21 protein-coding genes are annotated in these 22967 nt (G+C 71.7%); 10 read left to right on the top strand and 11 right to left on the bottom strand.

The window, feature by feature from the left end:
- Positions 1-4 precede the first annotated feature (4 nt).
- A complete protein-coding gene (locus ACP56T_RS12180; protein WP_430912381.1) occupies positions 5-1339 on the bottom strand; it encodes an Nramp family divalent metal transporter in 1335 nt (444 codons plus the stop codon).
- Between the two features lie 168 nt (positions 1340-1507).
- Here ACP56T_RS12180 and mntR point away from each other — a divergent pair, with 168 nt between their 5' ends.
- On the top strand, positions 1508-1966 hold the full coding sequence (gene mntR / locus ACP56T_RS12175) for a manganese-binding transcriptional regulator MntR (RefSeq protein ID WP_430912380.1): 459 nt from the start codon (positions 1508-1510) through the stop codon (positions 1964-1966).
- 5 nt (positions 1967-1971) lie between these two features.
- Here mntR and ACP56T_RS12170 read toward each other — a convergent pair whose 3' ends face one another.
- The 6 genes from ACP56T_RS12170 to ACP56T_RS12145 all read right to left on the bottom strand — a co-directional run bounded on the left by ACP56T_RS12170 (position 1972) and on the right by ACP56T_RS12145 (position 11825).
- A complete protein-coding gene (locus ACP56T_RS12170; RefSeq protein WP_430912379.1) occupies positions 1972-3249 on the bottom strand; it encodes a type III PLP-dependent enzyme in 1278 nt (425 codons plus the stop codon).
- Positions 3242-4756, bottom strand: coding sequence for an AMP-binding protein (locus ACP56T_RS12165; RefSeq protein WP_430912378.1), 1515 nt, complete (start codon positions 4754-4756; stop codon positions 3242-3244). Before ACP56T_RS12165 ends, ACP56T_RS12170 begins: the two co-directional genes overlap by 8 nt.
- A gap of 10 nt (positions 4757-4766) precedes the next feature.
- Positions 4767-5042: an acyl carrier protein gene (locus tag ACP56T_RS12160; protein WP_430912377.1), complete on the bottom strand. Its 276-nt coding sequence runs from the start codon at positions 5040-5042 to the stop codon at positions 4767-4769.
- Between the two features lie 86 nt (positions 5043-5128).
- Positions 5129-6034, bottom strand: coding sequence for a transglutaminase family protein (locus ACP56T_RS12155; protein ID WP_430912376.1), 906 nt, complete (start codon positions 6032-6034; stop codon positions 5129-5131).
- Positions 6031-8550 carry a circularly permuted type 2 ATP-grasp protein gene (locus ACP56T_RS12150; RefSeq protein ID WP_430912375.1) on the bottom strand — a complete coding sequence of 840 codons (2520 nt, stop codon included), beginning with the start codon at positions 8548-8550 and terminating at the stop codon, positions 6031-6033. The genes ACP56T_RS12155 and ACP56T_RS12150 overlap by 4 nt, the downstream gene beginning before the upstream one ends.
- Positions 8547-11825 (bottom strand): transglutaminase family protein, encoded by a 3279-nt coding sequence (locus ACP56T_RS12145; protein WP_430912374.1) that lies wholly within the window; start codon positions 11823-11825, stop codon positions 8547-8549. Before ACP56T_RS12145 ends, ACP56T_RS12150 begins: the two co-directional genes overlap by 4 nt.
- A gap of 350 nt (positions 11826-12175) precedes the next feature.
- On the opposite strand from ACP56T_RS12145, the gene ACP56T_RS12140 reads away from it, so the two are divergent.
- The 7 genes from ACP56T_RS12140 (at position 12176) to ACP56T_RS12110 (ending at position 17996) form a co-directional block, all read left to right on the top strand.
- Positions 12176-13348, top strand: a complete 1173-nt coding sequence (locus tag ACP56T_RS12140) for a zinc-binding metallopeptidase family protein (RefSeq protein WP_430912373.1) — start codon at positions 12176-12178, stop codon at positions 13346-13348.
- 103 nt (positions 13349-13451) lie between these two features.
- Positions 13452-14093, top strand: coding sequence for an HTH-type transcriptional regulator RutR (gene rutR / locus ACP56T_RS12135; RefSeq protein ID WP_430912372.1), 642 nt, complete (start codon positions 13452-13454; stop codon positions 14091-14093).
- A gap of 241 nt (positions 14094-14334) precedes the next feature.
- Positions 14335-15435 carry a pyrimidine utilization protein A gene (rutA, locus tag ACP56T_RS12130; protein WP_430912451.1) on the top strand — a complete coding sequence of 367 codons (1101 nt, stop codon included), beginning with the start codon at positions 14335-14337 and terminating at the stop codon, positions 15433-15435.
- Complete coding sequence (rutB, locus tag ACP56T_RS12125) at positions 15435-16169, top strand: pyrimidine utilization protein B (protein ID WP_430912371.1); 735 nt, start codon at positions 15435-15437, stop codon at positions 16167-16169. Before rutA ends, rutB begins: the two co-directional genes overlap by 1 nt.
- A gap of 31 nt (positions 16170-16200) precedes the next feature.
- The gene (gene rutC / locus ACP56T_RS12120) at positions 16201-16617 is read left to right on the top strand and encodes a pyrimidine utilization protein C (RefSeq protein WP_430912370.1); all 417 of its coding nucleotides are present in this window, start codon (positions 16201-16203) and stop codon (positions 16615-16617) included.
- A gap of 2 nt (positions 16618-16619) precedes the next feature.
- The gene (gene rutD / locus ACP56T_RS12115) at positions 16620-17399 is read left to right on the top strand and encodes a pyrimidine utilization protein D (RefSeq protein ID WP_430912450.1); all 780 of its coding nucleotides are present in this window, start codon (positions 16620-16622) and stop codon (positions 17397-17399) included.
- A 36-nt stretch (positions 17400-17435) separates the two neighbouring features.
- Positions 17436-17996 carry a flavin reductase gene (locus tag ACP56T_RS12110; RefSeq protein WP_430912369.1) on the top strand — a complete coding sequence of 187 codons (561 nt, stop codon included), beginning with the start codon at positions 17436-17438 and terminating at the stop codon, positions 17994-17996.
- 5 nt (positions 17997-18001) lie between these two features.
- Here ACP56T_RS12110 and ACP56T_RS12105 read toward each other — a convergent pair whose 3' ends face one another.
- Complete coding sequence (locus tag ACP56T_RS12105; protein ID WP_430912368.1) at positions 18002-19558, bottom strand: ABC transporter ATP-binding protein; 1557 nt, start codon at positions 19556-19558, stop codon at positions 18002-18004.
- Entirely contained in the window at positions 19555-20277 is a 723-nt protein-coding gene (gene biuH, locus ACP56T_RS12100; RefSeq protein WP_430912367.1) for a biuret amidohydrolase, read from the bottom strand. Before biuH ends, ACP56T_RS12105 begins: the two co-directional genes overlap by 4 nt.
- 51 nt (positions 20278-20328) lie before the next feature.
- Between biuH and ACP56T_RS12095 the strand changes: the two genes are divergently transcribed.
- A complete protein-coding gene (locus ACP56T_RS12095; RefSeq protein ID WP_430912366.1) occupies positions 20329-20634 on the top strand; it encodes a BrnT family toxin in 306 nt (101 codons plus the stop codon).
- On the top strand, positions 20615-20929 hold the full coding sequence (locus ACP56T_RS12090; protein WP_430912365.1) for a BrnA antitoxin family protein: 315 nt from the start codon (positions 20615-20617) through the stop codon (positions 20927-20929). The genes ACP56T_RS12095 and ACP56T_RS12090 overlap by 20 nt, the downstream gene beginning before the upstream one ends.
- 14 nt (positions 20930-20943) lie before the next feature.
- Here ACP56T_RS12090 and ACP56T_RS12085 read toward each other — a convergent pair whose 3' ends face one another.
- Together ACP56T_RS12085 and ACP56T_RS12080 are read right to left on the bottom strand one after the other, a co-directional pair.
- A complete protein-coding gene (locus tag ACP56T_RS12085; RefSeq protein ID WP_430912364.1) occupies positions 20944-21972 on the bottom strand; it encodes a formamidase in 1029 nt (342 codons plus the stop codon).
- 62 nt (positions 21973-22034) lie between these two features.
- Positions 22035-22958: an ABC transporter permease gene (locus ACP56T_RS12080; protein WP_430912363.1), complete on the bottom strand. Its 924-nt coding sequence runs from the start codon at positions 22956-22958 to the stop codon at positions 22035-22037.
- Positions 22959-22967: the final 9 nt, after the last annotated feature.

Genomic DNA, 22967 nt, shown 5'->3' with positions numbered 1-22967 from the left:
AGGCTCAGCCTCCCGCGAGCCCCGGCACCGGCACGCCGAAGGCTTGCGCCAGCAGGACGATGTTGAGGCCGAGCACGATCGCCGCGCCGGCGATGGAGGCGGCCTGAGTGGCGCGTCCGTTGGCGAAGGCGCCCATGATGTCGGGCCGGCGGGTGAACAGCACCAGCGCGATCATCGGCACCGGCAGCGCCAGCGATAGCACCACCTGCGAGAGCACCAGCGCCCGCGTCGGATCGACGCCGACGGCGACCACGACGAAGGCCGGCAGCATGGTCACGAGGCGCCGCACGATGAGCGGGATGCGCCAGCCGACGAAGCCCTGCATCACGAGCTGTCCCGCCATGGTCCCGACCACGGAGGAGGAGATGCCGGAGGCGATCAGCGAGACCAGGAAGACCCCTGCCGCCGCCGAGCCGAGGAGCGGGGTCAGCGTGTGGTAGGCCTGGGAGATCTCGGCGACGTCGCTGTGCCCGGCATGGAAGGCGGCCGCCGCCATCAGCACCATGGCGATGTTGACGAAGCCCGCCACCGCCAGCGCGATCACCACCTCGCGGTTGGAGTAGCGCAGCAGCCGGCGGCGGTCCTCGTCGTGGCGGGCGACGGTGCGGGTCTGGGTCAGGCCGGAATGCAGGAACAGCGCGTGCGGCATCACCGTCGCGCCGATGATGCCCACCGCGATGGTGAGCGCCTCGGCGTCGGGGATGCGGGGCGTCACGAGGCCCTTGGCCGCCTCGCCCCACGCGATCGGCGCGATGAAGACCTCGACGAGGTAGCAGAGCGCGATGGTGCCCACCATGGCGCCGATGGCGATCTCCATGTGGCGGAAGCCGCGCCGCTCGAGCAGCAGGATCGCGTAGGTGATCACCGCCGTCACCCCCATGCCGGCCATCAGCGGCATGCCGGTGAGCAGCGCCAGCCCGATGGCGCCGCCTAAGAACTCCGCGAGGTCGGTGGCCATGGCGGCGAGCTCGCTCACCAGCCACATGGAGAGCCGCACGGGTTTGCCGAACTCGTCGCGGCAGACCTCGGCGAGGTTGCGGTTGGTCACGATGCCGAGCTTCGCCGACAGGGCCTGAAAGAGCATCGCCACGAGATTGGCGACGAGCACCACCCAGAGCAGGCCGTAGCCGTATTTCGCGCCGGCCTGGATGTTCGTCGCGAAGTTGCCGGGGTCCATGTAGGCGATGGAGGCCATCACCGCCGGCCCGGTGAAGAGCAGGAAGCGCCCGCGCCCGCGATGGCGCCCGTCGAGCACGTCGCGGATCTCGCGCTCCGTCGATCCGCTCAAGCCCCCGCCCGTCGGTCCGGCGCTCGGTTTCGTCAGGCTGGCGCCGGCCATCTCGGCTCCCGTAGGCGGTTCATATAGCATTGGCTATAAGGTTGCGCCTCGGCTCAGGTCAAGGGCGTATCCCGCGATCTCGCCGCGACGGGGCTCCCCTCGCCCGCGACCTTTGCTAGACAGGGCCGGCAGCCCGCTTCGGCGGCGAGAGGGAGACGGCGCCAGACCATGCAGGATCCTCCCCGCCCCGCGCCCGAGCCCGCGCTGCTCGACCCGGAAGTCCATGTCGAGAGCTTCCGGCAGGCCCGCGAGGCGCGCCGGCTCGAACTCGTCGAGGATTACGTGGAGCTGATCGCCGACCTGATCGGCGACGGCGGCGAGGCGCGGCAGGTGGACATCGCCGCGCGCCTCGGCGTCGCCCAGCCGACGGTGGCCAAGATGCTCAAGCGCCTGGCCGAGGACGGATTCGTGCAGCAGCGGCCCTATCGTGGGGTCTTCCTGACGCCCGCCGGCCGGGTGCTCGCGGAGCAGTCGCGCGAGCGCCACCGCGTGGTGGAGCGCTTCCTCTGCGCCCTCGGGGTCAGCCCGGAGACGGCGCGCCGCGACGCCGAGGGCATCGAGCATCATGTCAGCGGCGAGACGCTGGAGGCGTTCCGGCGCTTCGCGGACGGGCGCCCGTCCGCCTGAGCCGCTCAGGCGCCGATGGCGATCTCGCGGCCGGCGTCGACCAGCACCTCCGCCGGCGGCGGATGGCCGAGGAAGCCGGTGGGGCTGGCGGTCAGCGCGTAGGCGCCCGATTGCAGCACGGCGACGAGGTCTCCGGCCTTCAGCTCCGGCAGCGGCGCGGCGCGGGCCAGCATGTCGAGGGGCGTGCAGAGTGGGCCGACCACCGCAGCCGGGCTGCGCTCCGCGCCCGCCTTCTCCGCCACGGCGACGACCGGAAAATCGCGCTTCACGATCTGCCCGAGATTGCCGGAGGCGGCGAGGTGGTGGTGCATGCCGCCGTCCGTGACGACGAAGCGGCTGCCGCGCGACAGCTTCACCGCCCGCACCCGCGCCACGTAGACCCCGGCCCCGCCGACGAGGAAGCGGCCGGGCTCCAGGACGATCCGGGCCGGGGCGAGCAGCGGATCGGACGCCGCCCGCGCGGCAAGGGACGGGACGCCCGCCTCCAGCGCGCCGAGATCGAGGGCCGCGTCGCCCTGGAAATACGGGATGCCGAGCCCGCCGCCGAGATCGATCGTCTCCAGCGGCCGGCCGATGCGGCGCGCGAGTGTTTCCGCGAGGTCGAGCCCGTAGGCCCATTGCGCGAGCAGCGTCGGCGCGCTCAGCCCTTGCGTGCCGGCGAAGAGATGCAGCCCCGTAAGGCGCAGGGCCGGCTCCGCCTCGATGGCGTCTGCGACCTCGTCGAGCTCCTCCTCGTCGAAGCCGAAGGGCGAGGGCTTGCCGCCCATGCGCATCGCCCCGCCCTGCGCCGCCGCGCCCGGATTGACCCGGATCGCCACCGCTACGGCCCGCCCGTGCCGGCGTCCGGCCTCGGCGACGCGGGCCGCCTCCTCGCGGTTCTCCAGATGGATCTCGGCGATGCCGGCGGCGACCGCCGCCGCGATGTCGGCATCGCTTTTTCCTGGGCCGGCAAACAAGATGCTTTCCGGCGGAACGCCGGCGGCGATCGCCGCGCGCAACTCGGCCGCCGAGGCGACCTCGGCGCCGGCGCCCTCCTCCCGGAACACCCGGATCACCTCCGGGCGCGGGTTGGCCTTCACCGAGTAATACACCCGCGCGAAGCCGGCGACCGCCCGCGACAGGTCGCGATAGGCCCGGCGCATCAGGCCGGAATCGTAGACGAAGAGCGGGGTGCCGTGGCGCTCGGCCAGCCCGCGCAGGTCGAGGCCGCCGGCATGGAGCACGCCGTCGCGGCGGCCGAGATTCTCGGCGATCAGGCGCTCGGCCAGCGTCTCCTCAGGCACCGGCCGTCCGCTCTGCCACGAGGCGCTTGTAGTCGACCTTGCCGTTCGGCGTCACCGGGAGCCGCGCCACCCGCTCGATGGCGCGGGGCACCATGTGGGGGGCGAGGGCGCCGCGCATCGCCGCGAGGATCTCGGCATCCGGCGCGCCCTCCTCCGCCGCCACCGCGACGGCATGGATGCGCTGGCCGAGGCTCGGGTCCGGCAGGCCGATCACCGCCGCCTGCCGGAAGGCGCCCGTGCCCATCAGCGCGGCCTCGACCTCCGTGGGGCTGACCCGGAAGCCCTGCGTCTTGATCATCGCGTCCTCGCGGCCGAGGAAGCGGAAATAGCCCTCCGCGTCCCCGACCACGCTGTCGCCCGAGCGGCAGACGAGGCCGCGCGACGGATCGCGCGGATCGGGCACGAGGACGCGGGCTGTGTCCTCGGGCCGGTTCCAGTAGCCCATCGAGACGGTGGGGCCGGCGTGATGCAGGATGCCGGGCTCTCCGGGCCCGGCGACGCGGCCCTCCGGCGTGAGCGCGAAGATCTCCGTCTCGGGGATGGCGCGGCCGATGGAGCCGGGGCGCCGGTCGAGCTCGGCAGGTGGCAGCCAGGTGGAGCGGAAGGCTTCCGTGAGGCCGTACATCAGCACGATGTCGGCCTGCGGCAGGGCGCGTCTCAGGCGCTCCACCGTCTCCTGCGGCACCGCGCCGCCGGAATTGGTGAGGTAGCGCAGGGACGATAGGTCGGCGCGGGCGAGGCTCGGCGCGGCCCGCGTCAGCAGCGTCCACAGGGTCGGCACGCCGGCGAGCCCGGTGATGCGATACCGCTCGAGCGCGCGCACCACCTCGTCGCCGAAGCGGAAATCGAGCAGCACGCAGGCTCCACCCTGCTCTAGGGCGGTGAGGAGCTGGTTCAGCCCGTAGTCGAAGGAGAAGGGCAGCACCGAGAGGATGCGCTCGTCTGGGCCGATGCCGAGATAGGTCCGCACGATGCGCGTCCCCGCGATCAGGTTCGCGTGCGAGAGCATCACGCCCTTGGGCAGGCCGGTGGAGCCGGAGGTGTAGAGGATCGCGGCGAGATCCGTGGCTTCCCGCCGCTCCGGCAGGGGCCCGGCGACGGTCTCCGCATCCTCCGCCGCCGCGACCACGCGCAGGTCCGCCAGCCCGTCGAGAGCGCCGCCGAGCCCGGTGAGCGACGCCGCGTCCGAGATCAGCACCCGCGCCCCGCAATCGGCGAGGATATGGCGGACCTGGGGGCCCTTGAGGCTCGGATGCACCGGCACGACCACGCCGCCCGCGCGGGAGACGGCGAAGAGCGCCACGCATTCGGGGATCGATTTCGGCAGCAGCACCGCCGCCCGGTCCCCCGCCTTCAGCCCGGCCGCGACGAGACGGCCGGCGAGGCGCGCGACCCGCTCGCGCAAGGGCCCGTAGCTCAGGGCGTCCTCGCCATGGACGAGCGCGGTGCGGCCGGCGGCGCAGGCGGGGCCGTCGATCAGGTCGTGGAGCAGGACCGGCGCGCTCATGGGGATCGGATCAGCCGGCCCGGTTGCCGTCGATCTTGCCGTCGATGAAGGCGGCGAGCGCATCGACGCTCTCGAAGTTCTCGAGCGCGAAGGCGTCCTCCCCGACCTCGACCCCGAAGCGCTCGCCGAGATCGAGCACGAGGTCGAGCACGCCGATCGAATCGAGGGCGTCGCTCGTCACCAGCGAGGTCCCGGCCGTGACGGAGCCCGGCGGCAGGCCGGGATTGCGGGCGGCGATGAAGGCGAGGATCGCCTCGCGCACCGCGCTTTGCGTTTCGACAGACACCGGAATGCTCGTCCCCTGCCCGGTCGCCCCGGAGCGCGGGCCATTAGCCAGCCGGGGCGCAAAAGTCCATCGCGGACGGGCGGTCCTCAGACCCAGGAGGCGGCGCGGGCGGGGGCCTCCTCGTCCTCCGGGATGACGTCGACCTCGACCTTGAGCTTCTGCTGGCCGGACCCCGTCACCACTCCGTCGATGGGCGAGACGTCGGCGTAGTCGCGCCCGCGCGCCACCATGATGTGGTCGTCGCTGGCGCAGACGCCGTTGGTCGGGTCGAGGCCGATCCAGCCCTCCCCGCACCACACGGCGACCCAGGCGTGGCTGGCATCGGCCCCGCGCAGGCGCGGCCGGCCGGGGGGCGGCGCCGTGCGCAGGTAGCCGCTGACATAGGCCGCCGGCATGCCGAGCCCGCGAAGCCCCGCGATCATCACATGGGTGAAGTCCTGGCAGACGCCGGCGCGCTGGGCGAAGGCGTCCGCGAGGGGCGTCGAGACGGTGGTCGCCTTGGCGTCGAAGCGGAAATCGGCCCGGATGCGGGCCATCAGGTCGAAGGCCGCCCCATAGGCGCTGCGGCCGGGGGAAAAGCTCTCGCGGGCATAGTCCGTCACCGCGTCGACCAGGGGGACGCGGGGGCTGGGGAAGAGGAAATGCACAGGCTCGGCCGGGCCGAGATGGCTGCGCGCCACCGCCGCGTCGCGCACCGCCTCCCAGGACGGGCCGCCCTCCGGCTCCGGCAGGACGGGTCGCTCGACGGCGATGCGCGAGGTCGCCTCGACCCTGAACTCGGTGTGGGGGGAGACGACGACGATCGAATCGATGGCCGTGCCGAAGAAGTCGCGCCGCCGGGTGCGGCTCTCGGGGGGCGGCGAGACGCGGATGGCGCTCTCCAGCACCGTCTGCCCCTCCCCCTGCATCGGGTCGAGGCGCAGCGTGCAGCGCGCGTAGCGCACCGGCTTGCGGTACTTGTAGGTGGTGAGGTGGCGCAGCGTGTAGATCACGCGAGCCCCGCGAGCTTCTCCGCGCGCAGCGCCAGCGGTCCTCCGGCGAAGTAGCGGGCGGCGACGGCGTCCGCGAGCTTCTCGAGCTCCCCCTCGATCCCGGCCATGGCGGCGCCGTCGAAGGCCTGCGCCTCGCCGGCGGCGAAGTCCCCGCAGAGCTTCGCGGCGAGCCGGCGATGCGGCTCGGGGATGCCGTCGGCGGTGAGCGGCGGCAATTCGGCGAGGTGCCGCGCCAGCGCCTCGACCTGGAAGGCCACCGAGCGCGGGTTGTAGGGATCGAGCAGCACCATGTCGCGCACCGGGGCCAGCGCCGCGCCCTGCATGTAGCGCGCGCTGTAGGCGATCTGCGAATCGCACAGCGCCAGCATCACCCCGAGATCGTCGGCCCCCGCCTCGTCGGAGGCGAAGGCGACCGCGAAGCTCGACGTGTTGATGGCCCGCTCGATGCGCCGCCCGATCTCCACGAAATGCCAGCCGGCGCCGCGGTTCATGTTCTCGTGGGTGAGGCCGACCAGCGCCGAGATGTGGCTCAGCGCCCGCTCGGCCCGGCCGAGGAGCTGCGATTCGGCGAAGTCGCGGCTCTCGTCGAGGGAGAGCAGGTCGGTCAGGTCGGCGAGCACCCGCCACGCCTCCCCCGAGAGGCGCGGGCGCAGGGCCGCCGCGTTGGTGCGCGCCTCGAGGATGTGGGCGCGGGCGGAGGCGCGGACCTCGCGCCCGACGAGCGCCTCCTGGGCGAGGGCCGCAGTCGGCAGGTCGGGCGCGCTGACCGCGCCCCATTCGTCGAGCAGGCCCCGGATGCGCAGCGCCGTGACGGCCTTGGCGTCGCCCACGACGTCGGTGGCCACCGCCGCGCCGACGCTGCGCAGATGCGCCAGCACCAGCCGGATCACGGCTTCCGCCCGCTCGGTGTAGCGCCCGAACCAGAAGAGCTGGTCGGCTGCCCGCGAGGGCAGGTGCCCGGCGATCCGGCGCGGGCGGGCGGCGCGCTGGGAGACCAGCGGCGGCGTCTCGACCGGCGCCTCCGAGAGCACCCAGACATCGGCGGAGCGGATGCCGAGGCGCATCTCCGTGGGGTCGAGATTCTCGCGCTCCGAGATGCGGCAGAAGCCGCCGGGCATCACCTGCCAGCCGGCCGGGGTCCAGGCCGCGAAGACCCTCAGCGCGAAGGGGCGCGGCACGAGGCGCAGGCCCGTCTCGTCGCGCTCCCAGCCGGGCATGGTCGAGAGCGGGCTCGGCTCCTGGCCGACGTAGTCGAACGGGCGGTCCTCCAGCGCGCGGACCACGCGGTGGCGCTCGGCCTCCAGGGTGAGCGGGCCGAGGATGGCGTCGCGCCCGGCGCCGCGCTGCGGGGTCGCCGCCGGGCGCAAGCTCAGGCCGTGGAAATTGTCGCGCACATGGGCGAGCCCCCTCGGGTCGCCGCACCACCAGGAGCGCGGGCTGTCGAGCCGCAGCTCCTCGCCCAGCAGCGCGCGGGCGATGCCCGGCAGGTAGGGGCCGAGGGCGCCGGATTCGACGACCCCCGAGCCCGGCATGTTGCCCATCACCAGGCTGCCGTTGCGCAGCGCCTCCAGCACGCCGGGGATGCCGAGGCGCGAGGCCGGGTTGAGCTCCAGCGGGTCGAGGAAGTCGGCGTCGATCCGGCGCCAGAGCACGTCGGCCCGCTTCAGGCCGGAGACGGTGCGCACATGCAGCCGCCCGTCCTGCATGACGAGGTCGTCGCCCTGCACCAGCATCAGGCCGAGATAGCGCGCCAGCGCCGCCTGCTCGACATAGGTCGAGGAGAACGGCCCGGAGGTGAGCAGGCAGATGCGCGGGTCGGCGCGCTCGGCGCCCGCCGCCAGCCCCTCGCGGAACGCCTGGAAGAAGCCGGGGAAGCGCTCGACATGGAGGTCGTCGAAGACGTCCGGGAAGGTCCGCGCCAGGACCATCCGGTTCTCCAGCGCGTAGCCGAGGCCCGAGGGCGCCTGGGTGCGGTCGGCGAGCACCCGCCAGCGCCCGTCGGGGCCGCGCCCGATATCGGCGGCGTAGAGCTTGAGGTAGCGGCCCCCCGGCGGGGTGACGCCGTGGAGCGGGCGCAGGAATTCCGGGCTTCCCGCCACCACGGCCGCCGGCAGCAGCCCCTCCGAGACCAGCCGCCCCGGCCCGTAGACGTCGGCGAGGACGCGCTCCATCAGCTCGGCGCGCTGGATCAGCCCCTCGCTGAGGGCGCGCCACTCCCGCGCCTCGATGACGAGGGGGAGCGATCCCAGCGGCCAGGCATGCTCGCGCCGGTCGCCGTAGATGCGGAACGAGATGCCCGCGTCGCGGATGTGGCGCTCGGCCGAGACGAAGCGCTGGATGATCTCGGCATCGCCCGCGGTGGCGAGCCGGTCGAGGAAGCGCGGCCACGCCCCGCGCGGCCAGCCGTCGGGACCGACGAACTCGTCGGGCAGGCCGGGGACCGGGCGATAGCCGCCCGTCCAGCGGGCCACCCGCGCGAGGACGTCCTCCCGATCCGCGACCGCCGTCGGGCTCATTTCGGGGGCGGCATCCGCAGGTCGAGGGTCAGCGGGAACTCGGGATTCGACTCCACCGGCGGCATCTCGATCTTGCCGGGGGTGTGCCCGTGCGCCTGGAAGCGGGCCAGCCGCCGGCCTTCCGCCTCGTAGCTGTTGACCGGGTGGCTCTCGTAGTTGCGGCCGCCCGGATGGGCGACGTGGTAGCGGCAGCCGCCCAGCGAGCGCCCGCTCCAGGCATCGAGGATGTCGAAGGTGAGCGGGGTCTGGGCGGGGATCGTCGGGTGGATGGAGGAGGCCGGCTGCCACGCCTTGAAGCGCAGGCCCGCCACCGCCTCGCCGCCGGTGCCGGTGCTCGTCATGGGCAGGCGCCGGCCGTTGCAGGCGATGACGTGCCGGCCGGGGACGAAACCCTCGACCTTGACCTGGAGCCGCTCGACCGAGCTGTCGACGTAGCGCACGGTGCCACCGGACGTCCCCTCCTCGCCGAGGACGTGCCACGGCTCCAGCGCCTGCCGCAGCTCCAGCCGGACGCCCGCATGCTCCACCTGTCCGAAGACGGGGAAGCGGAACTCGCGCTGGGCCACGAAGGCGGTCGGATCGAAAGCGTAGCCGGCGGCGCGCAGGTCTTCCAGCACGCCGAGGAAATCCGCCCAGAGGAAATGCGGCAGCATGAAGCGATCGTGCAGCGACGTGCCCCAGCGGACACAGCCGCCGACCTGGGGCTCGCGCCACATCCAGGCCACCAGCGCGCGCAGCAGGAGCTGCTGGGCGAGGCTCATGCGCGGGTCCGGCGGCATCTCGAAGCCGCGGAACTCCAGGAGGCCGAGGCGGCCGGTGGGGCCGTCCGGCGAGTAGAGCTTGTCGATGCAGATCTCGGCCCGGTGGGTGTTGCCGGTGACGTCCACGAGGATGTTGCGGAAGATCCGGTCCACCAGCCAGCGCGGGATGTTCGGCTCGTCGGGGGCCGGCACCTGCGCCATGGCGATCTCGAGCTCGTAGAGCCCGTCGTGGCGGGCCTCGTCGGAGCGCGGGGCCTGGCTCGTCGGGCCGATATAGAGGCCGGCGAAGAGGTATGAGAGCGCCGGGTGGCGCTGCCAGTAGAGCACGAGGCTCTTCAGCAGGTCCGGCCGGCGCAGGAAGGGCGAATCGTCGGGCGTGACGCCGCCCATGACGACGTGGTTGCCGCCGCCCGTGCCGGTGTGGCGGCCGTCGGTCATGAACTTCTGGGCGCCGAGCCGGGTCTGGCGGGCGTCCTCGTAGAGGCCGGTGGTGATCTCCACCGCCTCCCGCCAGGTCGCGGCCGGATGCACGTTGACCTCGATGACGCCGGGATCGGGCGTGACCTTGATGATGCCGACGCGCGGGTCGTAGGGCGGCTCGTAGCCCTCGATATGCACGGGCTTGCCGGTCTCGGCGGCGGCCTCCTCGATCACCCCGAGCAGGGCGAGATACTCGTCCACCCGCTGCACCGGCGGCATGAAGACGTGCAGGATGCCCTCGCGCGGTTCCACCGACAGGGCGCTGCGCACGGCGACGCCCGTGATGCCGGCGCCGTTGCGGACCTTGCCGTCGCCCTCGCCCTTGCCCTCGGGCAGCGGGGCGCGGTCCTGGAGCGGATCCTGCGGCTGGTAGTAGGGATAGTGCTCCGGCGGCACGTAGGGGAGCGTCGCGAGCGGCAGGCGCAGGCCGAGCTGCGAATCGCCCGGCGCCAGGAACACGGCCCCGCGCCGGAACCGCCAGTGTTCCGAGATCCAGATCCGGTCCGCGTCGGCGCCGTCCTTGCCGGTGGGCAGGCTCGCCAGCGGCAGCACGTAGCCCGCCGCGTTGCCGAGCCCGCGCGCGAAGACGCGCTTCATGCGCGCGTCGGATTCGGCGTTGGCCAGCATCGGCTTGTCGGTGGAGACGTTGACCGGCAGGTCCGCCTCGCGCTCCTGCCAGTAGCCCGGATCCTCGAAGGCGGGCAGCACGAAGTCGTCCAGCCCGAGCCGGCGCGCGATGCCCTTGGCGAGCGCCTCGGCGTGGTGGATGCCGGCGTCGCGCGGGCCGGTCTCCGAGGCGATGAGGGCCGGGTCGCGCCAGATCGGCTTGCCGTCCTTGCGCCAGTAGAGCCCGAAGGCCCAGCGCGGCAGGCTCTCGCCCGGATACCACTTGCCCTGGCCGTAATGCAGCGCGCCGCCGGCCGCGAAGCGCTCGCGCAGGCGCCGGATCAGCGTGTCGGCGAGGCCGCGCTTGGTCGGGCCGACGGCGGCGGCGTTCCACTCGGGGGATTCGAAATCGTCGACGGAGACGAAGGTCGGCTCGCCGCCGAGCGTCAGGCGCACGTCCTGCGCGGCGAGATCCGCGTCGACCTGCTCGCCCAGCGCGTCCATCCCGGCCCAGACGTCGTCCGAATAGGGCCGGGTGATCCGGGGCGCCTCGGCGATCCGGGTCACGCTCATCTCGAAGCCGAAATCGACCTTCGCCGGCTCGGCCAGGCCCTCGATCGGCGCGGCCGAGCGGTAATGCGGGGTCGCGGCCAGCGGGATGTGCCCCTCGCCGCAGAACAGGCCGGAGGTGGCGTCGAGCCCGACCCAGCCGGCGCCCGGCAGGTAGACCTCCGCCCAGGCGTGGAGATCGGTGAAGTCGTTCTTGGTCCCCTCCGGCCCGTCCACGGCGGTGGTGTCGGGCACGAGCTGGATCAGGTAGCCGGACACGAAGCGCGCGGCGAGCCCGATCCGGCGCAGCACCTGCACCAGCAGCCAGCCGGAATCGCGGCAGGAGCCGCCCTTCAGCGTCAGGGTCTCGGCGGGCGTCTGCACGCCCGGCTCCAGGCGCACCCCGTAGGCGATCCGCGAGGCGATCAGGCCGTTCAGCGCCACCAGGAACGGGATCGTCGTGGTCTCCGTGGGCAGGTGGGCGAGGAAGGCGTCCATCTCCGGCCCGTCCGCGTCGTCGGGCGCCAGGAAGGGCGCGAGCTCGGCCCTCAGCTCGGGATCGTAGGAGAACGGCCAGGTCTGGGCGTATTCCTCGAGGAAGAAGTCGAACGGGTTGATCACCGACATGTCGGCGGTGAGGTCGACCTCGACCACGAGCTCGTCGGTCTTCTCGGGGAAGACGAGGCGGGCGAGCCAGTTGCCGTTGGGGTCCTGCTGCCAGTTCACGAAATGGTTGGCCGGGCTCACTTTCAGCGCATAGGAGGGGATGCGCGTGCGGGTGTGCGGGGCGGGCCGCAGGCGCACGACATGGGGCCCGAGCGCGATCGGCCGGTCGTAGCGGTAGCGGGTGACGTGGTGCAGGGCTGCTTGGATCGACACGGGGTCTCCCGTCGTGGTCTGGTCTCCGGCGGCGCGGCCGGGCGGTGGCTGTCGAAGAGCGCCCGCCGGCGCCGGGCGAGATGGGCCCGGTGGCGGGTATGGCCCGGCTCGGCCGGGGTCACAACTCCCCATGCCGTCGTCCGCGCCGCGCGCCCGTTCGTCGACGGCCCGGCTCCGGGCCGCGAGCGCTGGCCGAGGCAAGTTTCATGCACGCGTTTCGCCATGCGTTTCGCGTTGTCTCCCGCCTCGTCTATCCTGCGCGCGGGCGGCGGCGGGGAACTTCGGGATCGGCCGTCCCTTGAGATGAAGCGGCGGCCGTGTCCCGGCGCGTGCGGGCACCGGGACCAGCGATGAAGATCTTCCAGTGCCAGGCCTGCGACCAGCCCGTGAGCTTCGAGAGCACGCAGTGCCCGAGTTGCGAGCGGCGCCTCGGCTATGTCTGCGAGGTGCACGAGGTCTCCGCGCTGGAGCCGTCCGGGCAGTCGGCCCTGGTCGCCGCGCCGGCCTTCCACGCCTATGCCCGCCCCGGCGTCAAGCTCCGCTTCTGCGCCAACGCCGTCCACGACGCCTGCAACTGGCTGGTCGACGACGCCTCCCCCGAGCCGTTCTGCGTCGCCTGCCGCCACAACCGCGTGGTGCCCGACCTCTCGCTCGGCTGGAACCTGACCCGCTGGCGCCAGATCGAGACGGCCAAGCACCGGTTGTTCTACTCGCTGCTGCGCCTCGACCTGCCCTTGCGGGCGCGCACCGAGGACCGCGCCGGCCTCGCCTTCGACTTCCTGGTCGACCCGGCCGAGAGCTTCGCCGCCGGGCCGCCCGTGCTCACCGGCCATCTCGACGGGCTCATCACCCTCAACATCGCCGAGGCCGACGACGTCGAGCGCGAGCGCCGGCGGATGCTGTTCGGCGAGTTCTACCGGACGCTGCTCGGCCATTTCCGCCACGAGATCGGGCATTACTTCTGGACGATCCTGGTGCAGGGCGACCCGTGCCTGTGGACCTTCCGGGCGCTGTTCGGCGACGAGAGCGTCGATTACGGGGCCGCCCTCCAGCGCCATTACGCGCAGGGGCCGAAGGAGGGCTGGGAGGAGAGCTACGTCTCCGCCTACGCCGCGAGCCACCCCTGGGAGGACTTCGCCGAGACCTTCGCCCATTACCTGCACATCGTCGACACCATCGAGACGGCGAGCACCTTCGAGTTGTCCCTGCGGCCCCGCCTGCGGCGCGGCCCCGAGGCGCCGGCGATCATCGATTTCGACCCTCACCAGACCGCCGATTTCGACCGGCTGGTGGAGGTCTGGCTGCCGCTCACCTATGCGGTGAACTCGCTGAGCCGCAGCATGGGACAGCCGGCCCTCTATCCGTTCAAGCTCACGCCCCCCGTCATCGCCAAGCTCGCCTTCGTGCACGAGCGCATCTACACCCTGCGCGAGAGCGCGGCCTTCGCCGCCGCGCCGGGCACGGACGCGCTGCGCGCGGTGATCGCCGGCCTGCGCAGCCCGGTGGCGGCGCCCAACGCCTGAGCCGCCCCTTCCACGAGCACCTCTTGCACCCGCCCCTTGCGGCCGGGCGCGAGGGCGACGACACTCGCGGGCCCCGAGCGGGGGCGGACGGGTCGGATCGGGCGTGGCGTTACAGGCAGGCGGCGCCCCGGCGCGACGGCGGCGCAAGGACGGCGTGATCCGCCGCGAGGCGATCCTCGATGCCGGGCTCGAGATCTTCTCGAGCCTCGGGCTGCACGGGGCGAGCCTCGACGCCATCGCCGAGCGCGCCGGGCTCTCGAAGACCAACCTGCTCTACTACTTCCCCTCGAAGGAGGAGCTCTACGTCGCCGTGCTGCGCCGCGTGCTCGACGTCTGGCTCGACCCGTTGCAGTCGCTGAACCCCGAGAGCGAGCCGGCGGACGCCTTGCGCGCCTATATCCGCAGCAAGATCACCCTCTCCCGCGACGCGCCCCAGGCCTCGCGCCTGTTCTGCCTGGAGGTGGTGCGCGGGGCGGAACTCCTGCGCGCCGAGCTGGAGGGCCCGCTGCGCGATCTGGTGGAGGCCAAGGCCGCCGTCCTGCGCGGCTGGATCGCCGCCGGGCGGATCGCCCCGCACGACCCCCGGCACCTGATCTTCGCGATCTGGGCGATCACCCAGCATTACGCCGACTTCGCCGCCCAGGTCGACGCGGTGACGGGGCGCTCGCTGGACGATCCAGACTTCTTCGAGGCGACGGTGGAGAGCACCCAGCGCCTGGTGCTCGGCGGCCTCGGGATCGCCTGAGCCGCCCTTCCCGCAGGCAGGGCCCGCACGAAGCGCGGGCATCGCGCGGAGAGTTTGAGCAAACGGTCAAGAATCGGGGTCCGGGAGTTTGACCATCCGGTCCGCTTGCGTATCGTTCCGGCCGGTCGACAGTCTTCGCGCCGCTCCCGCGCGAAGGACGTCCGATGTCACCAGGTCTCGCGACGGGCGGGGCCGCGAGCCTCCCGCGAGGTGCCCGATGACCGAGATAGCCGCTCCCGCGATGAATGTCGGGGTCTTCATCCCGATCGGCAACAACGGCTGGCTGCTCTCCGAGAACGCGCCGCAATACAAGCCGAGCTTCGCCCTGAACCGAGATGTGACCCTGAAGGCGGAATCCTACGGGTTCGACTTCGCCCTCTCGATGATCAAGCTGCGCGGCTTCGGCGGCAAGACCGAGTTCTGGGACCACAACCTCGAATCCTTCACGCTGATGGCGGGGCTCGCCGCCGTCACCACGAAGATCAAGCTCTACGCCACCGCGCCGACACTGTGCCTGCCGCCGGCCTTCGTGGCGCGGATGGCCTCCACCATCGACTCGATCTCGAACGGGCGCTTCGGCATCAACCTCATCACCGGCTGGCAGCGACCGGAATATTCGCAGATGGGCCTCTGGCCCGGCGACGAGTATTTCGCCCGGCGCTACGAGTACCTGTCGGAATACGCGACCGTCCTGCGCGAGCTCTGGGAGACCGGCGCCAGCGACCTCAAGGGCGAGTTCTTCCAGATGGACGACTGCCGCCTGAGCCCGCGCCCGCAGGCCGACATGAAGATCATCTGCGCCGGCCAGAGCGGCGCCGGCATGGCCTTCACCGCGACCTATGCCGACTACAATTTCTGCTTCGGCAAGGGCGTGAACACCCCCACCGCCTTCGCCCCCACCGTGGCGCGGCTGGAGGAGGCGAAGGCCAAGACCGGCCGCGAGGTCTCCTCCTACGTGCTGTTCATGGTCATCTGCGACGAGACCGACGAGGCGGCCCACGCCAAGTGGGAGCACTACAAGGTGGGCGCGGACATGGACGCCATCGCCTGGCTCGGCGTGCAGGGGGCGGCCGACACCAAGTCCGGCGGCGACACCAACGTGCGCCAGATGACCGACCCGACCTCGCCGGTGAACATCAACATGGGCACGCTGGTCGGCTCGCCGGCCACCGTCGCGCGCTTGCTCGACGAGGTGATGACGGTGCCCGGCGTCGGCGGCGTGCTCCTCGTCTTCGACGACTTCCTCGAAGGTCTCGACGTGTTCGGCCGGCAGGTCCAGCCCCTGATGCGGACGCGCCGGCATGTCGCCGCCGCATCGGCCCCGCTCGCCGAGGTGGCCTGATGGAGCCCGCCGGATACCGCGATCCCGCGGGCCGCTGCGGCGCGATCCGCCTGCCCGCGCGGCCCGAGCCCGTCGCCTTCGACGCGGGCGCCACGGCGCTGATCGTCGTCGACATGCAGAACGCCTATGCCGCCAAGGGCGGCTATCTGGACCTCGCCGGCTTCGACGTCTCCGAAACAGGCCCGGTGATCGAGAGGATCGCGCGGGCGGTCGCCGTCGCGCGGGCGGCGGGCATCGCCGTCGTCTGGTTCCAGAACGGCTGGGACGCGGCCTACGTGGAGGCCGGCGGCCCCGGCTCCCCCAACTGGCATAAGTCGAATGCCCTCAAGACCATGCGCAGGCGCCCGGAGCTCGCCGGCAGCCTGCTGGCGAAGGGCTCCTGGGACTACGCCCTCGTCGACGCGCTGAGACCCGAGCCCGGCGACATCGTGATGCCGAAGCCCCGTTACAGCGGCTTCTACAACACGGCGCTGGACAGCACGCTCCGGGCGCGCGGCATCCGCACCCTCGTCTTCACCGGGATCGCCACCAATGTCTGCGTGGAATCGACCCTGCGGGACGGCTTCTTCCTCGAATATTTCGGGATCGTGCTCGCCGACGCCACCCATCAGGCCGGGCCGCCGAGCCTTCAGGAGGGCGCGCTCCTCAACATCGAGACCTTCTTCGGCTGGGTCTCGGACGTCGCCTCCTTCGAGGCGGCGCTGAAGCCCGGTGCCAGCCTCGCCGCCGAGTAGGAACGCCCCGCGAACGGAAAGTCCGAAAAAAATGCCCAAGAGCGTCGTGATCCCGCCCGGCACAGGCAAGCCGCTGGCGCCCTACGTCCCTGGAACGCTCGCCGACGGCGTGCTCTACGTGTCCGGCACCCTGCCGCTCGATGCGGAGGCGAACGTCGTCCATGTGGGGGATGCCGCCGCCCAGACCCGGCATGTGCTGGAGACCATCAAGGGCGTGCTCGAGGCCGCCGGCGGCGTCATGGACGACGTGACCTTCAACCACATCTTCCTCAAGGACTGGGCCGATTACGCGGCGATCAACGCCGTCTATGCCGAGTATTTTCCGGGCGAGAAGCCGGCCCGCTACTGCATCCAGTGCGGGCTGGTGAAGCCCGACGCGCTCGTCGAGATCGCCTCCGTGGCGCATGTCGGCAAGCCGTCGGCGGCCCCCGCCGGCGCCTCGATCTGACCATCGTGGCCTTCATCCATCACGAGGTCCACGGGCGTGGCGAGAGGACCGTGCTGCTCTCGCCGGGGCTCGGCGGGTCGGCCGGCTACTTCGCGCCGCAGATGCCGGCGCTGGCCGAACGCTTCCGCGTCGTCGCCTACGACCATCGCGGCACCGGGCGCTCGGCCGGCCCGCTGGAGCCCGGCCACGACATCGCCGCCATGGCGGCGGATGCGCGCGCGGTGCTCGACGCCAGCGGGACCGAGCGGGCCGACATCGTCGGGCATGCGCTGGGCGGCCTGATCGCGCTGCAACTCGCCCTGGACCATCCCGAGCGGGTCGGCCGCATCGTCGTCGTCAACGGCTGGGACGCCATGGAGGCGGCCACCCGCCGCTGCTTCGCCGCCCGCAAGGCGATCCTCTCCGGGGGCGGGCCGGAAGCCTATGTGCGCGCTCAGGCGATCTTCCTGTTCCCGGCCCCCTGGATCTCGGCCCATGCCGAGCGCCTTGCCGGTGAAGAAGCTCATGCGCTCGCCCATTTCCCCGGCGCCGAGACCGTGCTGACGCGGATCGCGGCCCTGGAGAGCTTCGATCTGCGCGGCCGGCTCGGCGCGATCCCGCACGAGACCCTGGCGATGGCGGCGCGCGACGACGTGCTGGTGCCCTACACCGCCTCCGAGCGGCTCGCGGCCGGGCTGCCGAACGCGCGGCTCGCTCTTTCCGCGGAGGGCGGCCATGCCCATAGCGTCACCCGCGCGGAGGCGTTCAACCGCGACCTCCTCGACTTTCTGGCGCGGGCGTGAGCAAAGCCGGGTGGTCCCTTTAAGAGGCTTGAGCCCATGAGCGAGACAGCCGTGAGCGAGACCGTTCCCGTCGAGGCCGGCGCCTACCGCGCCGCGATGGCGCGGCTCGCCAGCGCCGTCCATCTCGTCACCACGGACGGTCCGGGGGGGCGGGCCGGCTTCACGGCCTCGGCCGTATGCAGCGTCACCGATGCGCCGCCGACGCTGCTCGTCTGCGTCAATCGCGGGTCCTCGGCGCATGCGGCGCTCAGCCGGAACGACAGCCTCTGCGTCAACACGCTCAGCGCGGAGCAGCAGCCGGTCGCCGAAGCCTTCGCCGGCGGCGTCCCCATGGCCGAGCGCTTCGCCGCCGCGCGCTGGCGCGAGGAGGCGGGGAGCGCCCCGGTGCTGGCGGGCGCCCTCGTCGCCTTCCGCTGCCGGATCGCCAGCCGGGCGAGCGTCGGCACCCATGACGTGCTGTTCTGCGAGGTGACGGGCCTCGTCGGGCCAGACGAGGCGGACGCGCTCGTCTATGCCGACAGGGGCTACCACCCCCTGCCCCGCCGTCGGCCGCCGACGGCGAAGTCCCGGCCGCTCAGGGCGCTGAAGGCGGTTTAGCCGGCTCAGTGGTGGCCGGCCATGTGCCGGCCGATCACCCCGACCTCGGCCTGCGCGGCGGGGGTCTCGTAGACGAGGCGGCCTTCCGACATCACCACGATGCGGTCGGACAGCTCGAGGATCTCGTCGAGATCCTCGCTGATGAGGAGCACGGCGGCGCCGGCGTTGCGCGCCGCGACGATCCGGCCGCGAATCTCCGAGACGGCCGCGAAGTCGAGGCCGAAGCACGGGTTGACCACGATCAGCAGGTCGACCGGATCGGTCAGCTCGCGGGCGAGCACGGCGCGCTGGACGTTGCCCCCCGAGAGCGTCGCGATGGGCGCCTCGGAGGAGGCCGTCTTCACCTTGAAGCGGGCGATGAGATCCTTGGCGCGCCGGCCCATGGCGCCCCGGTCCAGCCAGAGCGTCGGCGGCTTGCCGGCATCGTCGCCGCGCCGGTCGAAGGCGCGGAAGGCGAGGTTCTCGGCCACCGACATGCGCGGCGCGCAGGCGTTGCGCAGGGGCTCCTCGGGGATGAAGCGCACGCGCCGCGCCCGGCTCTCGGCCCGCGTGCCGGTGTAGCGGCTGCCCGCCACCACCACCTGCCCGCCGGTCGCCCTGATCTGGCCGCCGAGCACGTCGGCGAGCTCCTTCTGGCCGTTGCCGGAGACCCCGGCGATGCCGACCACCTCGCGCGAACGGACCCTAAGGTCCGCGATGTCGATGTGGCGCAGCCCCGAGACGTCGGTGGCGGTCACGGAGTCGACGCGCAGGATTTCGCGCGACAGGTCAGGTTCGCCGATGCGGGGGGCGGGGGTGCGCGTGGTGCGCTCGCCCATCATCATCGCCGCCATGTCGTCGCGGGAGAGCTCGCCGACCCGGCCGCTCCCCGCGAGCTTGCCGCGCCGCAGCACGCTCAAGGAGCGGGCGAAGGTCTCCACCTCGCGGAACTTGTGGCTGATCATCAGCACCGTCAGCTCGGCCCGGTCGGTCATGGCGCGCAAGAGGCCCAGCACCTCCTCGGCCTCGGCCGGGGTGAGCACCGAGGTCGGCTCGTCGAGGATGAGGAAGCGGGCCTTGAGATAGAGCTGCTTGACGATCTCGAGCTTCTGCTTCTCGCCGGCCGCGAGCTCGGCCACGGGCCGGTCGAGGTTCAGCCGGAACGGCATCCGCGTCATGAAGTCGGCCAGCACTGCCCGCTCGCGCGCCCAGTCGATGATCGCGGGGGCGTCGGCGCGGGCGATGACGAGGTTCTCCGCGCCGGTGAGCGAGGGCACCAGGGTGAAGTGCTGGTAGACCATGCCGAGGCCGCGCGCCTGCGCACCCTTCGGGTTGGTGATCTCGGCCTCGCGCCCATCGACCAGCACGCTGCCGGAGGTCGGCGCGTAGAAGCCCATCACGCATTTCACCAGGGTCGACTTGCCGGCGCCGTTCTCGCCGAGCAGCGCGTGAAAGCCCCCCGCCTCGATCTTCATCGACACGTCGTCGAGCGCCGCGAAGGCGCCGAAGCGCTTCGTCATTCCGATGGTCTCGACGCCGATGGCGCCGGTGCCGGGCTCGGGTTCCGGAGGGATGAGGCTCATCCGATGGCCTTCAGGATGGCCTCGGAGGAGGCGACGGCGCCGAACACGCCGCCCTGCATCGTCACCATCTTCAGCGCGGCGTGGTGGTTTCCGGGATCGGTGGCGGCGGTGCCGTCGGAGACGATCACGCATTCGAAGCCGCGATCGTTGGCCTCCCGCATGGTGGTGTGGACGCAGACATCCGTGGTGATGCCGGTGAGGATCAGGTTGCGGATGCCGCGGCTCGTCAGGATCAGCTCCAGGTCCGTGGCGCAGAACGAGCCCTTGCCGGGCTTGTCGACGACGGGTTCGCCCGGCAGCGGCGCGAGTTCCGAAATGATCTCCCAGCCCGGCTCGCCGCGCACCAGCACCCGGCCGCAGGGGCCGGGATCGCCGATGCCGGCACCGATGCGCCGGGAGCGCCAGCGCTTGTTCGCCGGCAGGTCCGCGAGGTCGGGCCGGTGCCCCTCGCGGGTATGGATGACGTGGTAGCCCTTCGCCCGCGCGGCGTTCAGCAGCCTGGAGATCGGGCCGATGGGCGCGCGGGTGAGCGCCAGATCGTAGCCCATGGCGTCGACATAGCCGCCCTTGCCGCAGAAATCGGTCTGCATGTCGATGATGACGAGCGCCGTGTTCCGAGGGCTCAGGTCGCCGTCGAAAGGCCAGGGATAGGGCTCGGATGCGACGAAGAGGCCGCCCGGAGGCGCCTCATCGACGGAGGGAAACGCGACGACGCTCATGCGACCTCCCATCGATGGCCGGCAGGACAGATTTGTAGTAACACCGCGATCATGAGGTCGCGTTTCGAGTGGGACCCCGCCAAGGCCGCCGCCAACGAGCGGAAGCACGGGATCACCTTCGACTTGGCCTTGCGCGTCTTCGCCGATCCATTCCTGCTCATGATCCAGGATCGGGTCGAAGACGGTGAGCAGCGCTGGCAGACCCTCGGATCGGCGTCCGGGTATGTGTTGCTGCTCGTGGTCCACACGCTTCGCGAGACGGTGGAGGACGGAGAGGACATGGAGGTCATCCGCATCATCTCCGCCCGCAAGGCCGATCGTTCGGAGAGACGACGCTATGAAGAAGAACCTCGTTAGCCGGTCCGTCGATCTTGCGGACCTGCCGCCGCTCACGGAGAAGGACCGCGCCCAGTTGGAGCGGCTCGCCGCCATGTCCGACGCCGCGATCGACTACGGCGACATACCGCCTCTGACCGAGGACGCCTGGAAGAACGCCGTGCGCGGGACGCTCTACCGGCCGACCAAGACTTCGACGACGTTGCGCATCGACTCCGACGTCCTGGCATGGCTGCGCGCGCAAGGGTCGGGCTACCAGACCCGCATCAACGCAATCCTGCGCCGCGAGATGCTGGCGGCCTTGAAGGGGCGCTGACGGGACGCCGCGCCTCATTCCGCAGCCTCCCGCGTGTCGGGGGTGGACGTCTCGCCGAAGGTGCGCGTCGGCGCGGGGAAGCCGCAGGAGGTGCCGTCGACGACCTTCACCTCGTCCTCCCAGGGCAGCCGGTAGCGGCCGGCGGCGAGGTCGTGCATGTAGGTGTAGGGGCAGTCCTGGGCGCCCCCCTTCACGGCGGTGTAGCCGCGGTGGCCGAGCTGGTAGATGTTGTTCTCGACGCCCCAGTGGATGCGCGCCTCGCGCACGAGGTCGGGCCGCACCTCCGCCGTGATGATCTCGTCGACGCGCCCCGTGGTGCCGTGGGCGATGACGGTGCCGTCGAAATCGACGATCATCCCCTCGCCCATGGAATCGAAGCTGCCGTCCGATCCGCACATACAGACATTGGCCGTCACCATCAGGTTGCAGAACGCATTCGACTGGTTGGTGAAGCGCCAGGACTGGCGGATCGGGGCGGTGTAGCCCGCCGTGCGGATCATGATCTCGGCGCCCTTGTAGGCGCATTCGCGCGCCATCTCCGGGAACATGCCGTCATGGCAGATGATGAGCCCGAGCTTGGCGCCCTTCGGCCCCTCGATCACCGGGATGCCGATGTCGCCGGGCTCCCAGGGCTCCACGGGCACCCAGGGGTGCATCTTGCGATAGTAGAGCTTGAGCGCGCCGGTATCGTCGATGACGAGGCCGGAATTGAACGGGTTTCCGTTCGGGTTGAACTCCATGATGGAGAAGCAGCCCCAGATCCTGTTGTCGATGCAGGCCTGCTTGAAGGCCGCGACCTCCGGCCCGTCGAGCGAGCACATGATCTCCGGGTTGGTATCCATGGACAGGCCGTGGAGCGCGTATTCCGGGAAGACCACGAGATCCATGGTGCCGAGATTGGCCCGCGCCTTCTTCACCAGGGCGACGATGCGCGCCGTCTGCGCGGCGAGATCGGCCTTGGTGACGACGGTCGGCAGCTGGAGCTGCACGAGGCCGATGACCACGCCGTTCGGGGATTTGTTCAGTCCGCCAAGTCCGTTCATCAGAAGTGCCCGTTCATCAGAAGTGCCCGTTCATGACCAATGTCCGTTCATGGAGAACTTCCCTATTTCGACACGCCGAGCTCGCCCGGAGCGCCGGCCAGCGCACGGTCGGGGGAGGAGGTGGCGATCAGCAGGATCAGGGTCAGGACGTAGGGCGCGGCGTAGAACAGGTAATACCCTTGCGTGACGCCGACCGATTGCAGCGCCGGCCCGAGCGCGCCCGCGCCGCCGAACAGCAGCGCCGCGCCGAAGCAGGCGAGCGGGTTCCAGCGCGCGAAGATGACGAGCGCCACCGCCATCAGGCCCTGGCCGGAGGAGACGCCCTCGTTCCAGGAGCCCGGATAGTAGAGCGACAGATAGGCCCCGCCGATGCCCGCGAGCACCCCGCCCGCGGCGGTGGCGTAGAGGCGCACGCGGTCGACGTCGTAGCCCATGGCGCGGGCGGCATCCGCGCTGTCGCCGACGACGCGCAGGATCAGGCCGGCCTTGGTGTTGCGGAAGCCCCACCACAGCACGAGCGCGAGGGCGGCGCCCGCGAGGAACAGCACGTTGACGCGCAGCGCCGCCTCGACCTGCGGCACCCCCGACCAGAACCCGAAGGGGATCGCCGGCAGCGGCGGGGCGGAGGGCTGGATGAACGGCTTTCCGAGGAAGAAGGCCAGCCCCGATCCGAACAGCATCAGCGCGATGCCGATGGCGACGTCGTTCACGCCGGGGAACTTGCAGACATAGCCGTGCAGCAGACCGAAGACCCCGCCCGCGAGCCCCGCCGCCGCCACCCCCGCCCAGGGCGAGTCCGTCATCACCGCGACCGCGTAGGCCGACATCGCGCCGAACACGAGGGTGCCCTCGAGGCCGAGATTGATCCGGCCCGAGCGCTCGGTGATGGTCTCGCCCAGGCTGACGAAGAGGAAGGGCGTCGAGACGCGGATGGCGCCGCCGATCACGGCGAGCAGCACGCTCCAGAGGCCGAGATCGCCGCTCATGCCGGTGTC

This window comes from Methylobacterium endophyticum (assembly GCF_050591105.1).
Classification (GTDB): Bacteria; Pseudomonadota; Alphaproteobacteria; order Rhizobiales; family Beijerinckiaceae; genus Methylobacterium.
This window is presented reverse-complemented; position numbering and strand designations above follow the sequence as displayed.

Bases quoted from the DNA above. Each gene is read 5' to 3' on its own strand.
- mntR (WP_430912380.1), top strand. From the start codon at position 1,508: ATGCAGGATCCTCCCCGCCCCGCGCCCGAGCCCGCGCTGCTCGACCCG.
- ACP56T_RS12090 (WP_430912365.1), top strand. From the start codon at position 20,615: ATGAAGAAGAACCTCGTTAGCCGGTCCGTCGATCTTGCGGACCTGCCG.
- ACP56T_RS12085 (WP_430912364.1), bottom strand. From the start codon at position 21,972: ATGAACGGACTTGGCGGACTGAACAAATCCCCGAACGGCGTGGTCATC.
- rutC (WP_430912370.1), top strand. From the start codon at position 16,201: ATGCCCAAGAGCGTCGTGATCCCGCCCGGCACAGGCAAGCCGCTGGCG.
- ACP56T_RS12080 (WP_430912363.1), bottom strand. From the start codon at position 22,958: ATGAGCGGCGATCTCGGCCTCTGGAGCGTGCTGCTCGCCGTGATCGGC.
- rutB (WP_430912371.1), top strand. From the start codon at position 15,435: ATGGAGCCCGCCGGATACCGCGATCCCGCGGGCCGCTGCGGCGCGATC.
- ACP56T_RS12105 (WP_430912368.1), bottom strand. From the start codon at position 19,558: ATGAGCCTCATCCCTCCGGAACCCGAGCCCGGCACCGGCGCCATCGGC.
- ACP56T_RS12150 (WP_430912375.1), bottom strand. From the start codon at position 8,550: ATGAGCCCGACGGCGGTCGCGGATCGGGAGGACGTCCTCGCGCGGGTG.
- ACP56T_RS12095 (WP_430912366.1), top strand. From the start codon at position 20,329: ATGAGGTCGCGTTTCGAGTGGGACCCCGCCAAGGCCGCCGCCAACGAG.
- ACP56T_RS12110 (WP_430912369.1), top strand. From the start codon at position 17,436: ATGAGCGAGACAGCCGTGAGCGAGACCGTTCCCGTCGAGGCCGGCGCC.
- ACP56T_RS12180 (WP_430912381.1), bottom strand. From the start codon at position 1,339: ATGGCCGGCGCCAGCCTGACGAAACCGAGCGCCGGACCGACGGGCGGG.
- rutA (WP_430912451.1), top strand. From the start codon at position 14,335: ATGAATGTCGGGGTCTTCATCCCGATCGGCAACAACGGCTGGCTGCTC.
- ACP56T_RS12165 (WP_430912378.1), bottom strand. From the start codon at position 4,756: ATGAGCGCGCCGGTCCTGCTCCACGACCTGATCGACGGCCCCGCCTGC.
- ACP56T_RS12140 (WP_430912373.1), top strand. From the start codon at position 12,176: ATGAAGATCTTCCAGTGCCAGGCCTGCGACCAGCCCGTGAGCTTCGAG.
- biuH (WP_430912367.1), bottom strand. From the start codon at position 20,277: ATGAGCGTCGTCGCGTTTCCCTCCGTCGATGAGGCGCCTCCGGGCGGC.